The following is a 13,771-nucleotide window of genomic DNA, read 5'->3' as shown; positions in this document are numbered from 1 at the left end:
GCGTCGACTATCACGTGCCCTTCGGCGGCTCGAAATCCTCCAGCTACGGTGCCCGCGAACAGGGATTCGCCGCCGTCGAATTCTTCACCCAGACCAAGACAAGCTACAGCTGGAGCTGAGGCGATCCGTCAGAGATGCGCGTTCGGGTCGGCCTGTCGCGAGTTGCCGACCCGGACCGTTTCGACATGGCGCATCAGCGTGTACGCCAGACCGTCGAGAGCCTGCGCCTCGGGCCCGCCGACGGGAACGACCCGGGCGTCCAGTGTCGCCCGATCGACGCCGAGGGCGTCCGTCTCGTCGGTTCAACGCCGATCCGCGGCTTGTCCGTCGCGGCCACTTGACTCATCCGTCCACGGTTCAAGCGTCACGGCTTCATCACCGGCCCGTCGCACGGGCGCTGCCAAGCGTAGCTACAGGGCATGGTAGAAACAGGGGCTGTTCATGTTCAATCGCACTCACACCAAGACCATTCTCATGGGCTGCGCCGCCGCGTGCGCGCTGGCCACCTCGGCCAATGCCCAGAGCGCGGACGACCAGACGTCCCAGCTGGAAGAGGTGATCGTCACCGCCCAGCTGCGCGCCCAGGACCCGATCGAGGTGCCGTTCGCCCTGACGGCCTACAGCGGTGAGTTCCTGGATGGCCTCGGCGTCCAGGACTTCGAGGAACTGTCGGCCTTCGTGCCCGGCCTGCTGGTGCAGAACCAGTCGCCGAACAATCCAGGCTTCGTGATCCGCGGCCTGACGTCGGACTCGACCGGAGCCTCGGACGAGCCGCGCGTGTCGATCTATCAGGACGGCGTCTCCATTTCGCGGGCGCCCGGCGCCTTCGTCGAACTGTTCGACGTCCAGCGTGTCGAGGTCTCCAAGGGCCCGCAGTCGACCCTGTACGGACGCGGTGCCCTGATCGGCGCAATCAATGTGATCCAGAACAAGGCGGATATCGACGGCTTCGCAGCCGAGGGCCGTGCCGGTATCGGCAACTACGACTACCGCATGGTCGAGCTGATGCTGAACGCGCCGGTCGGTGACACGGCCGCCTTCCGCTTCGCCACCCGCATGAAGACGCGCGAAGGCTATGTCGAGAACCTGCTCGACGGGCGCGACTATAACGGCGTCGACACCCAGGCCTTCCGCGCCCTGGCCGCGTTCGAGCCGACCGACGCCCTGCGTGTCGACGTGATCGCCAACTACCAGCAGGACAATCCCTCGGGCGTCAGCTTCCGCTCGATCTACTACAACCCACAGGACCCGAACACGGGCGCTGTCCTGAGCACCGATCGCGACCCGGGTTCGCCCGCGGCCCTGACGGCGGGCTCGAACATTCCCGGCGGCAGCGAGCTGGGCATCGACCGCGAAGTCTGGGGCGTGACGGGCCTTGTCCGCTACGACCTTTCGGACAGCCTGACGCTGAACTCGGTCAGCGCCTATCGCACCTTCGAGACGGCCGAGACCTTCGATCCGGACGGCATCTCCCTGCCGATCCTGACCGGCATCGGCATCTCCAACGGCGAGCAGTGGAGCCAGGAGCTCCGACTGAACTGGGACAACGGCGGCGCCCTGTCCGGCTTCGTCGGCGCCAGCTACTTCCGCGAAGAGAACGACTCGTCCTCGCCGATCGAGATCGACGAACGCCTGGCTCTGGCCCAGCTGGCCGGCATCCTGGACGGTACGCCCCTGGCGGTCCTGCCCACCGCCCTGCCCCGCTCGGTCTATGCCTCGCAGGCCTTCCTCCAGCCGCTGCTGGCCGGCTTCGGCATTCCGACGGCGGCCCGGGCCGGGATCGCGAACAATCTGAAGGCCAGCCACATCGAAACGGCGGCCACCAACACCGAGCTGGAGTCCTTCGACCTCTTCGGCGACCTGACCTGGAAGCCGACTGACCGGCTCGAGTTCGCCGCCGGCGTCCGTTACACCTCGGACTCCAAGACCACCGAGTTCGGCTCCTCGGTCCTGAACGGCCGCTCGATCGCCGGCGGCCTGCTGGCGGTGGCCCAGCTCCAGGGCCAGATCAACGCCCTGATCGCCGTCGGCACGCCCGCCGCCCTCGCCCAGGCCCAGGCCCTGGGCGCCTTCACCACAGGTCTGGTGACGCAGCTGGCCACGCCGGGCGCCGTCAATGCTCCGGCCTCCGCCGCTTTCCCGCTGTTCGGCCTGACCTTCCAGCCCACGGCCGGCAACGGCGGCGTCACGGCCCGGGACCTCGACGACGACGGCCTGACCTATCGTCTGACCGGCCGCTATGCCGTCTCGGACGACGCCAGCCTCTACGCCACCTACGCCCGGGGCCGCCGTCCGGCCGTACTGGCCGTGACCGTGCCCTCGTCGCCTTTCGGCGCGCCGATCTTCACCGAGGTCCCCGCCGAAACCGTCGACAGCTATGAAGCGGGCTTCAAATCGGCGTTGATGGACCGCCGTGTCCGCCTGGACGGCGCGGTCTATTTCTACAGCTACGAAAACTTCCAGACGACCGAACAGGTCGGCACCCAGTTCATCACCACCAACGCCGGTGAGGCCGAGGCTTACGGGTTCGAAGGCCAGGCCAGCTGGATGGCCTCGGACTGGCTCGATCTGTTCGCCACCTACGGCTACAATCATGCCCGGTTCCAGACGGGCGCCCGCGACGGCAACCGCCTGCGCCTTTCGCCCGATCATCGGGTCTCGATCGGCGCCCTGATGACCCTGCCCGTCACGGGCGGCACCTTCGAAATCCAGCCGACCTACAGCTGGCAGTCGGAAGTCTTCTTCGACGACAACAACGACCGGACCAATCTTCAGACCACCGGCTTCGTTCCCGACCGGATCGTCGACGAGTTCCAGGACAGCTACGGCCTGCTGAACCTGCGCGTCCGCTATGTCCCGGCTGACGCCAACTGGTCGGTGGAAGCGTTCGGCGACAACCTGACGGACGAGGAGTTCATCAAGGACGCCGGCAACACCGGTGACAGCCTGGGCCTGCCCACCTTCATCGCGGGCGAGCCCCGGACCTACGGCGCAACCGTCACAGTCCGTTACTAAGAGCCTGAGCCTGTCGACGGCGCCCCGGTTGGCCGGGGCGCCGTCTCCTGTTTTTACCCGGAGTCCGCCATGAGCATCGACCGCCGCAGTCTTCTCGGCCTGATCGGGGCCGGCTCCGTCGCCGCGCCCGCCTTCGCCGCCCCGAAACCGGCCCAGGCGGTCGCCTTCCTGCACGGGGTCGCCTCGGGTGATCCGACAACGAGCGGCGCGGTCTTCTGGACCCGGGTCACGCCCGCAGACGCCTCGGGCGCCGATATCGAGGTGACGCTGGAGGTGGCGCGCGACGCCGCCTTCGCCGGAATCGTCCAGACCTCGGCCGGACTCCGCGCCCAAGCCACTCGTGATTTCACGGTCAAGCACGACCTCGACGGCCAGGGACTGGAGCCCGGGTCGGAGTATTTCTACCGCTTCACCGCCGGCGAAGTGACCTCGCCCGTCGGCCGGGTGCGCACCCTGCCCGTCGGCGCGACCGCCGATGTGGCCCTGGGCGTGGTCTCCTGCCAGCTTTATCCCGGCGGCCTGTTCAACGCCTATGACGCCCTGTCGAAGGAGCCGCGGCTCGACGCCGTCGTGCACCTCGGCGACTACATCTACGAATACGGCGCCGAGCCCGACGACTACGGCATCGCGACCGGCGCGGCCCTGAGCCGCATCCCGCAGCCGCCGCACGAAATCCTGACGCTCGACGACTATCGACTGCGTCACGCCCAGTACAAGTCGGATCCGGACCTGCAGGCCGCCCACGCCCGCGCCGCCTTCATCTGCGTCTGGGATGACCATGAGGTCGCCAACGACGCCTGGTCGATGGGCGCAGAGAACCACACCGATGCGACCGAGGGCGACTATTCCGCCCGCAAGGCCGTCGCCCTGCGCGCCTACTATGAATGGATGCCGATCCGTGAGCCGCGCGCCGGCCTGGATCCGGAGACGATCAACCGCAGCTTCGAGTTCGGCGACCTGGCGACCCTGGCCATGGTCGAGACCCGCCTGATGGCCCGGAACAGGCAGCTCGACTACGCCATCGACATGCCGGTCGTGAACGGCGCGCCGGACCTCGTCGCGTTCAACGCGACGCTGAACGCCCCGGATCGGGACCTTCTGGGCGACGCGCAGCGCAACTGGCTCAAGAGCGTGCTGGCGGCTTCGAAGGCTGCGAACAAGCCGTGGCAGGTACTGGGCAACCAGGTGGTGATGGCCCGCGTCATGGGCCCGGACGTCACGAAGATCGCCTCCGAAGCCCAGATCGAGGGCATGATCGGCGGCCTGCCGGATGAGGTCCGCACCGGACTTCGCCAGATGATCCAGCTCTACAAGCTCGGCGTGCCCTTCGGACTGGACAGCTGGGACGGCTATCCGGCCGGGCGCGAGCGTCTCTATGCGGCCTTCAAGGAGGCGGGGGTCCAGCCCATCGTCCTCGCCGGCGACAGCCACGCCTACTGGGTCAACGACCTCAAGGACGCCGCCGGCGAGCGCCGCGCGGTCGAGTTCGGCACATCGGCCATCTCGAGCCCGTCGCCCGGCGATGCGGTCGCGCCCCTGCCGCTGGGGCCGCTCCTGTCGGCGAACAACGACGAGGTCGTGTTCTGTGACCAGACGGCCAAGGGCTATATCCTGCTGACCCTGACGCCCGAGCGCGCCGAGGCCAAGCTCCAGACCGTCTCGACCATCCTGGCCAAGCCCTATGTCGCCAGAACCCTGTCGACCTGGGTCGTCACGCGCGATACCGCCGGGATCCTTGCTCCAGTGCGGGGCTGACGGATCGGCCGCGTTCTGCGTCACATCAACGGGTCGTGATCCTGCTTCGGCAGATTGGCCCGGACGACCCCTAGAAACGCATCGGCGAGGCGATCCGGCCCGGAGTTGGCGGAGGTCGCAAAGCCGTACTCGTGGCGGATACCGGGGGTGAATCGCCTCAGGACCGCACCGTCACGGACATAGGCCTTGGCCAGCCGCTCATTGACGATCGCCACGCCGACGCCGCGTGATGCGAGGGCGCAGGCAGAGGCGATCGTATGGGTTTCGACCTTGACCCGCGGCACCACGCCTGCGTCGGCGAAGGCGGCCTCGACCTGGGCGCGAAACCTCTGCCCCTGTCCCAGAAGGATCAGCGGGACGCCCCGCATGTCGGCTGCCGAGATCGTTTCGTGTGACGCCAGCGGATGACTGGACGACAGGACGCAGGCGCTCTCGCTGACCAGCACGGTCTCTGTCCGAAGATCCGCCCGGTTGTGCGGCAGTTTGACGAATCCGGCGTTCACCGCCCGCGACGCGATCATCGCCTTGGCGACCTCGACCCCATGGGAGTCGATCGACAGGTGCACCTGCGGATACTGTTCCAGAAAGCGCTGGATCATGTCCGGCAGGATCGCTTCCAGAATACTGGGCGGCGCGACCAGGCGCAGGTGACCGACCCGAAAGTCCGAAATGTCGCGGGCCAGCGACTGGACCCGGTCGACGTTGTCGAGCGCCCGTTCCACTTCCTGGTGGAGCAACAGGCCATCGGCTGTCAGCAGAAGCCGTCCCCGGTCGCGATGGAACAGCTCGAACCCCACGTCACGCTCAAGCTGCGCCAGCAACCGGCTCGCCGCCGGCTGGCTCAGGTCCTGCGCGCGGGCGGCGCTCGTCACGGAGCCCAGCCGGACGATCGCGTGGAAGATCCGGAGCGCCCTGAGGCGGATTGTCTGACGGCCGTCGGCGTCCGGCGTCATGGTTCGGCTCTAGGCGACCGACCGTATGGGCAGGACCACATGCGACGGCGTATCCGCCCCCGTGTGCACGGCGCAGATCGCGACAACCGGCTCGCTCGGCTCACCGGCCGGCACGCCCGTCCCCGGGTTGACGTCGAAATGCGGGAAGCTGCTGGCCGAGACGTCCAGCCGGATCCGATGCCCGGCCACGAACAGGTTCGAAGTCGGGAAGGCCTTGATGTCGACGCCATACACTTCCCCCGGCCGCATCGGATGCGCGGCCTCGAACCCGTCGCGGAAGCGTAGGCGCAGCACGCCATGGGTCAAGTTCAGTGCATAGCCTTCGGGGTAGTCGTCATTGGGCGGATACACATCGACCAGCTTGATCATCACGTCACAGTCCGGCGCGCTCGCCGAAATCCACAGCCGCGCCGTCACGGGACCCGTGACCTCCACGGACTCGGTCAGGACGTCGGTCTGGAACGACAGGACATCGTCGCGATCCGCCAGCGCACGGCCCGGCACCGACGCCCCATACAGATCCGGCGTCTCCCGCTGGTCGAACCCGCCTGCCGCCATCAGCGGAGCGCCCGAGGCTATGGCGCCGCCGATCGTGGGCACGGGACTGGCCGGATCATGTCGCCAGGTACGCTGCCCGGCCTCGGGAACGGCGCGCGACAGCCCCCCTTCGGTCGACAGGTGGAAGGCTGTGGCCTGCGCCTCGGCGAGCGGCCAGTCCGCCTCGTCGCGCCAGCGGCCGCCGTGGTCGAGACGCCCCCCGGCCGTCCGACGACCGCTCCCGCCGCCCATAACGAAAAGCTTGACCGGCGACGGCAACGGGTCGGCCACCGTCGGGTCAAGGCGCAGATATCGATCGAACCAGTCCAGCCTCAGGCGCAGGTAGTCGTCCGCCACATGGCCATCCAGGGTGGCTTCCGGTCCGAAGTCGGCGTCTCCCGCCCAGGTCACCGACCGCTGCCCGTGAGTCCACGGCCCCATCACCAGTCGAACCGGTCCGGCCTTCATCCGGCTCAGGGCTGCGAAGTTCTCGGTCGCAGCCAGGGCATAGGGATCATACCAGCTGCTCATGAAAACCATCGGCGCGTCGGTGAACCGCTCGTAGTGGGCGGAGGCGCAAAGGTCGGGCTGGGTCCAGAAGGGACCGAAGGTCTCGCGCGCCCATAGCCGCACGACGAAGTCCTCGTACTCCGGCGCCGCTCCGAGCGGCGAATGCCCCTGAAGCCAGGGGTTCACCCGGGCCCAGGCCCCGATATCCTCGGCCTCCAGCGCGGCCCGACGCGCAGGATCGGCCGTGGTCGCCGGCGCCTGCAGCGCGTGCTTGTAGGCCCAGGTCAGCTGCTTCAGCTCGAAGGCGCCGCCCTGACGGATGCCGCTGTGATAGCCGCTCGAGAATCCTCCGGAATCCATGAACATCGCCGCCAGGGCGGGATGCCCCAGCGCCGCCACAGCCGCCTGGACATGGGCGGAATAGGACAGGCCGGTCATGCCGATCCGTCCGTCGCACCACGGCTGGGCCGCGATCCAGCTGAGGGTGTCGTAGCCGTCGTCGGCCTCGTTCAGATATTTGGAAAAGACGCCTTCGGAACCCGAGCGCCCCCGGCAGTCCTGCAGGACATAGGCGTATCCGGAGCGGGCGAAATCGGCGGCGACCTCAGGCTTGGAACGAAGGGTCGGATCGGCGGCCGTACGGTCGGCGTGGTTCGTTCCCCTCTTGTCGTAGGGCGTCCGCTCGAGGATGACGCTGAACGGACCCGCGCCGAGTGGCAGATAGATGTCGGCCATCAGACGCACGCCGTCGCGCATCGGAGCCATGACGTCGCGCAGGACGACGATGTCCTCGCCGGGTTTCGACTGGGGTACCGCGCTCACGGGATCGCCGGTGCGGCGATGGCAGGCGGCGGCAGGCTATAGGTCGCGGGCGCGCCCGGACCGACCGGCAGGGACAGCGATACCCAGAGCGTCACCAGCGCAATCCCGGCCAGACCGAAGGCGAGACTGTAGGGCAGCATCAGGGCGATCATCGATCCGATGCCGAAATCGGGCTTCCACCTCTGGCTGATGATCAGGACCAGCGGGAAGTTGCTGGCCAGCGGCGTGACGATGTTGAAGATCGAGTCGCCCATCCGGTAGGCGGCCGTGGTCATCTCCGGCGAGACGCCCAACAACATCATCATCGGCACAACGACCGGCGCCATCGCGCTCCACTTGGCCGAGGCCGATCCGATGACCAGATCCAGGCCGGACGACATCCCCAGCAAGGACACCAGCAGCAGGGGTTTGGGCATCGACAGGGCCGTCAGGGCCTCGGCGCCCGTCACAGCCAGTACGGGCCCGAGATTCGACCAGGAGAACATGGCGACGAAATGGGCGGCGAAGAAGGCCAGGACGATATAGGGGGCGATGTCGCGCATCCCCTCACCCATCATCCGCACAAGCGTCCGGTGGCTCGCGACGGTTCCCGCCGCCGCGCCATAGGCCCAGCCGCAGCCGAGGAACAGCAGCATGAAGGCTGCGACCAGGGCCCCGTAGAAGGGGGCCAGCCGCTTCGGCCCCGCAGCCTCCGCATCGATCAGCGGCGCGCCCGGCCACAGCGTCAAGGCGGCGAACAGACCCACGATCGCCAGCGCCACGAGTCCGGCCAGCATGAGGCCTTTCCGCTGGCGCGCATTGAGCACACCCAGGTCGTCGGCCTCGCCTACGCCGTCCGGTAATTGCCCCGACCATTGGCCGAGGCGCGGCTCGATGATCCGGTCCGTCACGAACCAGGCGATGGGGGTGAAGAGGACGCCGATCGCCAGGGTGAACCACCAGTTCCCCAGCGGATTCACGCCATAGGTCGGGTCGATCAGCTGCGCCGCCGGCGCCGTGATTCCCAGCATCAGAAGGTCGAACTGGCCGGGGATGATATTTCCGGCGAAGGCTCCCGAAATGCCGGCATAGGCGATCGCCACGCCCGCCAGGGGATGCCGCCCCGCCCGTGCGAACACCAGCGCCGTCAGGGGGATCAGAACCACATAGGCCGCGTCCGCTGCATGGTGCGAGAATAGGCCGATGATGAAGACGGCCGGGCTCAGGAACCGCGTCGGCAACCGGCGAACGCCTCCGCCCAGCAGCGCCGCGAACAGCCCCGAGCGCTCGGCCACCGCCGCGCCCAGCATGACGACCAGCACCAGACCCAGAGGCGGGAACCGGGTCAGGGTCTCCGGCATGTCGACCAGCAGTCTGGTGACGTTTTCCGACGACAGCAGGCTCTGGGTGACCAGTTGGTCGCCCGTCACCGGATTGACCGCGCTCCAGCCGGAGCCCGCAGCGATGACGGACACGATGACCAGTACCCCGATACATCCCGCCAGGATGAAGACCGGGTCCGGCAAGGCATTGCCCAGCCGCTCGACCCGGTCCAGCCATCCCCGACGCGCGGTCGGGGATGGGCCATTCACGTCCGCCATGCCGGAACCTGGATCCTAGAACTGCAGCCCGAGACGAACGTAGGCGCTGCGACCGCGGGCGTCATAGGTGTAGATGTCGTAGTTGATCGGGGCGTTCGCATAGGAGGCGGGCGGCTGTTCGTCGAACAGGTTGTTCACCCCGACCGACACCGTCGCATCGTACATGCTGAAGGCGTAGCTGGCCTCCAGGTCGTTGTAGAAGATGGCGTCGGTCACATCGTCCTTGACCGTGTTCACAATGTCGGTGCTCTCGCCGATGTACCGGCCGCGCCAGAGGGCGCTCCACGAGCCGTTGTTCCAGCGCAGCGAGCTCTGTCCCTTCCAGTGCGGATAGGTCGAGCGTGCCCGGTCGCCCTTGCCGGCCCGCTCATCCAGGATGTCCGCGCCGCCGGCCGGGTCCGGGCTCACCGTGGTGAACTCGTCAAGGTAGGAGGCGTCCAGCACGGCGGCGAAGCGGCCGATGCCGGTTTCGAACTCGTAGCGCGCCGTGGCGTCGACGCCCGAGGTCCGGATCTCCGACAGGTTCTGCGAACCCTGAATCAGGCGGCTGACGGCGCCCGTCGACGGATCGCGGATGACCAGGTCGCAGTAGACCCCGCCTCGCGCCGCGCAGAGTCCCAGGATCTGCGCCGCTGCCTGGGCCGCGATCGCGTCCTTGATCTTGATGTCATACCAGTCGACCGTCAGGGTGAAGCCCGGGATGGCTTCCGGCTGGAAGGCGAAGCCGGCGCTGTAGGTGTCCGCTGTCTCAGGCTCCAGATTCCGGTTGCCCGAGGTGACGCCCGGGATCAGGCCGTTCAGATTGAAGTTGGCCTGGTTGTAGTTGGCCGGAATGCCGGCGCAGCCCGGCAGTGTCGGACGGGCCGCCGTGCCGCCGTTGCAGGGATCGATCGCCTGGACGCTGACCTCGCGCCCGCCCTGGAACAGCTCCAGGATCGACGGCGCCCGGAAGCCCTGGGAATAGGTGCCGCGCAGCAGCAGCTGCTCGACCGGACGCCAGCCCACGCCGGCCTTGATCGTTGTCGCGTCCCCGACGGTGTCATAGTTCGAATAGCGTGCCGCAAGGCTCAGATCGAGGCTGTGCGCCAGCGGCATGTCGGCCAGTAGAGGAATGGCGAACTCCACATAGCCTTCGTGCAGATTGTACTCGCCGACCGTCGGCACCCGCGTCTGGGCCGTCGTGGTCGTATAGACGTTCGACAGCAGGACGGGGGTGGAGTTGGCGTAGGCGTCCGGCGTGTCGGTCGCCTTGTTCTGTCGGTACTCGTAGCCCGCCGCCACAGACAGCGGACCGGCCGGCAGCTGGAACAGCTCGCCGGTGATGTTGTAGGTCAGGTCGAACAGCTCGGTCGAGTTGGACTCCCGCGTGGTGAAGCGGATGTAGTTGGCCATGTCGGCGGTCATCGGGCCGAACAGGTTGATCGGAACGCATCCGGCCGAGGCCAGGCAGTTGGCCGGATTGCCCAGGCCCCGGAACAAGTTCTCGTAGTTGACGCCGTTCAGGGCGGAGGACTGGATCTCGTTCCTCGACCAGCTGCCGTTCAGATCCCAGGACCAGTCGCGACCCAGGCCGCTGAACGTGCCCTCTGCCCCGGCTGCGATGCGCCAGGTCTCGACGTCCTGGATGTTGTCGCGGTTGCCGATGTCGGTCATCACCTTGCGCACGCGCCAGGCGGAGGTCGCAGCGAAGGCGAGTGCATTGGCCGTCGGCACGCCGTTGGCCGTGCCAAACGGGTTGAACGGATGGTTGTTGGCCAGGGAGAAGCCCCGGATCGTGCCGGCCGTGCCGCCGATGTCGAGCAACACCGGCGAGAACAGCTGGTCTGACTTACGCCGGTTGTAGAGCCCCTCAATGTGGAACGAGACGTTTTCGGACAGGTCGGCGCGGAATCGCCCGTACAGGCCGTAACGCTCACTCGGTCCCGCCGAATAGATGCCCTGGGCCTGGGTGTTGAAGAAATCCTCCGGCAGGGTCGCCGTCCGGAAGCTGTTGTCCGCCAGACTGCCCGCGCCGTAGCCGCCGAGGGTGATCTGGGTCAACGGGGTCGCCGCCGCCCCGAAGCCGGTCGGGGTGCCAAAATAGGCGTTGTTCGACAGGCCGGGCAGGATGAACAGGCCGCGCGGGCTGGTTCCCGGCGCAGTCAGGGGAACCAGGCTCAGCGTCGTCAGATCACGATCTGACGTCAGGATCTCGTCTTCACGCGCATAGCTGGCCGACAGGACCACCGAACTGTTCTCGAACCGGCGGCCCCAGTTGGCGACGGCAGAATACTGCTCACCGTCGCCCTCGGAGGTAACGCCCGCACGGGTGTTGAGGCGCAGACCGTCGAAGTCGCGGATGGTGCGGATATTGACCACCCCGGCGATCGCATCGGCACCGTAGATGGCCGAAGCGCCGTCCTTCAGCACCTCGATCCCGTCGATCATGCCGAGCGGAATGGTGTTCAGATCGACGAAGTCGCGGAAGCCGCGCTGGCCGACGCCGTCGACCCAGCGGTGACCATCCACCAGGACCAGCACCCGGTTGCCGCTCCCCTCGGCCCCGCCGAGGTAGCGCAGGTTGATTGAGGACGCGCCGTAGGAGGTCCCCTGCGTTCCGTTGCTGTTCAGGCTGACGCCGGCGGACGGCAGGCGCTGCAGCAGGTCGCCGACCGATACGGCGCCGGAGTTTTTGATGTCTTCGGCGGTCAGCGTCAGCAGCGGACCGACCGAGTCGGCGTCACGCCGCTGGATACGTGACCCGGTGACGATGATCTCGTCGACCGACGACGTGTCGTCCTGCGCTGCCGCCGGTGTCTGAGCCGAGGCCGGCGATGCCAGCAGGCCCAGCGTCAGCGCGGCCATTGCCGAGCCGGTCAGACACAGTGTCCGGATGGAAGTCGTCGTCGCCATGGTGATGTCCCCTTGTCCTTGCCGGTCCTCCATCGCGGACCGGTCCCCTGCGGAACAGTCGCAGCGGGTCTGCGGCATCCGCAATAATATGGCGATTTCGTATCACGTCATGCGCTGGGAGCATGGTCTATGACCCGGCGATCCGCGAAACGTATGGTCGGGTCGGGAGGCGTACAGGATGATGGATCGGCGGCAACTCTTCTGGAGCATAGGCGCACTCGTGACCCTGGCAGGACGCCCGGCATTGTCGGACGCCCGGGGTCTGCGCGTCGACCTTCTCGGTCAGGCCCTGATCGAACATGCGCCGGCGGCCGCTGAATGGCCAGGACGCGCCGGCGTGTTCGGGGTGCTGGAAGACGCCGACACCGTCTTCACCAATCTGGAGACCGTGATCCGGGGGACCCGCGCCGAGGCTCCCACGCGGGAACTGCTGACCCTGCACGCCGCCAGGCCGGACATTCTTGAAACCCTGAAGGGCGTCGGCGCCGACCTTCTCACGACGGCGAACAACCACGCCTTCGACCTCGGAAGCGGAGGCATTCTGGACACCCTGGACGCCATAGAGGCGGCGGGACTTCGGACGACAGGCAGTGGCGCGGACCTGGACCGGGCAAGCGCTCCCGCCACCGTCCAAACTGCTGCAGGCAAGGTCTCGGCGATCGGCTTCGCCACCGGAAAGGTTCGTCCAGGCGGGGCTGCGGCGCCCGGGCATCCAGGCGTCAACGAGTTACGGCGCGATGCGACCGGGGCGCCGCTCGCGGAGGACGAGGCGCGAATCCTGGCCTCAATCCGACAGGCTGCATCCGGCTCCGAAGTTGTCATCGCCTGCCATCACAACCACGACTGGGAACCGGACAACAGCCAGGTCCCGGCCTGGCAACAGGCCTTCGCCCGACGCTGCATCGATGCGGGCGCGACCGTCTTTGCAGGCCACGGGTCACCTGTGTTGCAAGGCATGGCGTCCTATCGGGGCCGCCCTCTCCTCTTCGGCCTCGGCAACTTCATCTTCCAGACCGAGAAGCCGCAGGGCGCCTATCCCCCGCCCGCCTGGCAGGGCGTCATCGCCTCGCTCACGATCGACGGCGACCGACCCATCCGTGTCGAACTCACCCCTCTCGTCCTCAACGAAGTCGGGTTGAACGGGCCGGAAGATCAGGCCACGCGGGGTTTCCCCGCCCTGGCCGGAGACCGGGAGGCCGAAGACATCCTGACGCGCCTCGCGACGCAATCCGCTGTGCTGGGCGGCCGGGTCCAGATTCAAGGCCACCGCGGCGTTCTTGCGATCGTCTGACGGCCGCTGTGGCCAGTCAGGCCACCGCAGCGCCTGGTCAGATCAGGCCGACGCCTCGCCGGCGAGCGATCGGGCCAGCGCCACGACAATGCGGCGTTGGTCGGGCGTTTCGATCCGGGCGTAGGCCTCAAGCAAGGCCTTCGATCCGTTGACGGCGAACAGGTCCAGGCCGTCGCCGGCTCCGGGCTCCTCCGCGTCGAAGAAGGCGCTCACCGGCTGTCCGAGCGCATGCGAAATGAGCATCAGACGCGACGCCGACACGCGGTTCGTGCCCCGTTCGTATTTCTGTATCTGCTGGAAGGTCACGCCCGTGGCCTTGGCCAGGTCGGTTTGGGTGAGGCCGCGCAGCTCGCGGATGGCGCGAACACGCTGGCCCACGGCGATGTCGATCGGATTAGGCGTCGGTGAGCTCATAT

The 13,771-nt window shown here is 67.5% G+C and carries 10 protein-coding genes; 5 read left to right on the top strand and 5 right to left on the bottom strand.

Annotated features, from left to right (window positions below):
- The 4 genes from Q0044_RS06875 to Q0044_RS06860 all read left to right on the top strand — a co-directional run.
- Window positions 1-119: hypothetical protein (locus tag Q0044_RS06875; RefSeq protein ID WP_298160149.1), on the top strand; the 119-nt coding region annotated here is incomplete at its 5' end.
- A 66-nt stretch (window positions 120-185) separates the two neighbouring features.
- Window positions 186-341, top strand: coding sequence for a hypothetical protein (locus Q0044_RS06870; RefSeq protein ID WP_298161008.1), 156 nt, complete (start codon window positions 186-188; stop codon window positions 339-341).
- A gap of 100 nt (window positions 342-441) precedes the next feature.
- The gene (locus Q0044_RS06865) at window positions 442-3,015 is read left to right on the top strand and encodes a TonB-dependent receptor (RefSeq protein WP_298161007.1); all 2,574 of its coding nucleotides are present in this window, start codon (window positions 442-444) and stop codon (window positions 3,013-3,015) included.
- 69 nt (window positions 3,016-3,084) lie between these two features.
- Window positions 3,085-4,770, top strand: coding sequence for an alkaline phosphatase D family protein (locus Q0044_RS06860; RefSeq protein ID WP_298161005.1), 1,686 nt, complete (start codon window positions 3,085-3,087; stop codon window positions 4,768-4,770).
- 20 nt (window positions 4,771-4,790) lie between these two features.
- Here Q0044_RS06860 and Q0044_RS06855 read toward each other — a convergent pair whose 3' ends face one another.
- The 4 genes from Q0044_RS06855 to Q0044_RS06840 are packed head-to-tail and all read right to left on the bottom strand — an operon-like array spanning window position 4,791 to window position 12,064.
- A complete protein-coding gene (locus Q0044_RS06855) occupies window positions 4,791-5,723 on the bottom strand; it encodes a LysR substrate-binding domain-containing protein (RefSeq protein ID WP_298161004.1) in 933 nt (310 codons plus the stop codon).
- 9 nt (window positions 5,724-5,732) lie between these two features.
- Window positions 5,733-7,592, bottom strand: a complete 1,860-nt coding sequence (locus tag Q0044_RS06850) for a CocE/NonD family hydrolase (protein WP_366941108.1) — start codon at window positions 7,590-7,592, stop codon at window positions 5,733-5,735.
- On the bottom strand, window positions 7,589-9,172 hold the full coding sequence (locus tag Q0044_RS06845; RefSeq protein WP_298161003.1) for an AbgT family transporter: 1,584 nt from the start codon (window positions 9,170-9,172) through the stop codon (window positions 7,589-7,591). Before Q0044_RS06845 ends, Q0044_RS06850 begins: the two co-directional genes overlap by 4 nt.
- Window positions 9,173-9,187: 15 nt before the next feature.
- Window positions 9,188-12,064 carry a TonB-dependent receptor gene (locus tag Q0044_RS06840; RefSeq protein ID WP_298161002.1) on the bottom strand — a complete coding sequence of 959 codons (2,877 nt, stop codon included), beginning with the start codon at window positions 12,062-12,064 and terminating at the stop codon, window positions 9,188-9,190.
- Window positions 12,065-12,308: 244 nt separating this feature from the next.
- Between Q0044_RS06840 and Q0044_RS06835 the strand changes: the two genes are divergently transcribed.
- Window positions 12,309-13,355, top strand: coding sequence for a CapA family protein (locus tag Q0044_RS06835; protein ID WP_298161000.1), 1,047 nt, complete (start codon window positions 12,309-12,311; stop codon window positions 13,353-13,355).
- A 42-nt stretch (window positions 13,356-13,397) separates the two neighbouring features.
- Here the strand turns inward: Q0044_RS06835 and Q0044_RS06830 are convergent, their stop codons facing one another.
- Window positions 13,398-13,769 (bottom strand): helix-turn-helix domain-containing protein, encoded by a 372-nt coding sequence (locus Q0044_RS06830; RefSeq protein WP_298160999.1) that lies wholly within the window; start codon window positions 13,767-13,769, stop codon window positions 13,398-13,400.
- Between the last annotated feature and the right edge of the window lie 2 nt (window positions 13,770-13,771).

Origin of the sequence: Brevundimonas sp. (genome assembly GCF_027484365.1) — a bacterium.
In the GTDB taxonomy this organism is placed as follows: domain Bacteria; phylum Pseudomonadota; class Alphaproteobacteria; order Caulobacterales; family Caulobacteraceae; genus Brevundimonas.
The sequence above is the reverse complement of the archived record's forward strand: the minus strand, read 5'-3'. Positions and strand labels throughout refer to the sequence as shown.

Excerpts from the sequence above, each read along its gene's own strand:
- Q0044_RS06870 (WP_298161008.1), top strand. The coding sequence starts at position 186 with ATGGCGCATCAGCGTGTACGCCAGACCGTCGAGAGCCTGCGCCTCGGG.
- Q0044_RS06865 (WP_298161007.1), top strand. The coding sequence starts at position 442 with ATGTTCAATCGCACTCACACCAAGACCATTCTCATGGGCTGCGCCGCC.
- Q0044_RS06860 (WP_298161005.1), top strand. The coding sequence starts at position 3,085 with ATGAGCATCGACCGCCGCAGTCTTCTCGGCCTGATCGGGGCCGGCTCC.
- Q0044_RS06855 (WP_298161004.1), bottom strand. The coding sequence starts at position 5,723 with ATGACGCCGGACGCCGACGGCCGTCAGACAATCCGCCTCAGGGCGCTC.
- Q0044_RS06845 (WP_298161003.1), bottom strand. The coding sequence starts at position 9,172 with ATGGCGGACGTGAATGGCCCATCCCCGACCGCGCGTCGGGGATGGCTG.
- Q0044_RS06840 (WP_298161002.1), bottom strand. The coding sequence starts at position 12,064 with ATGGCGACGACGACTTCCATCCGGACACTGTGTCTGACCGGCTCGGCA.
- Q0044_RS06830 (WP_298160999.1), bottom strand. The coding sequence starts at position 13,769 with ATGAGCTCACCGACGCCTAATCCGATCGACATCGCCGTGGGCCAGCGT.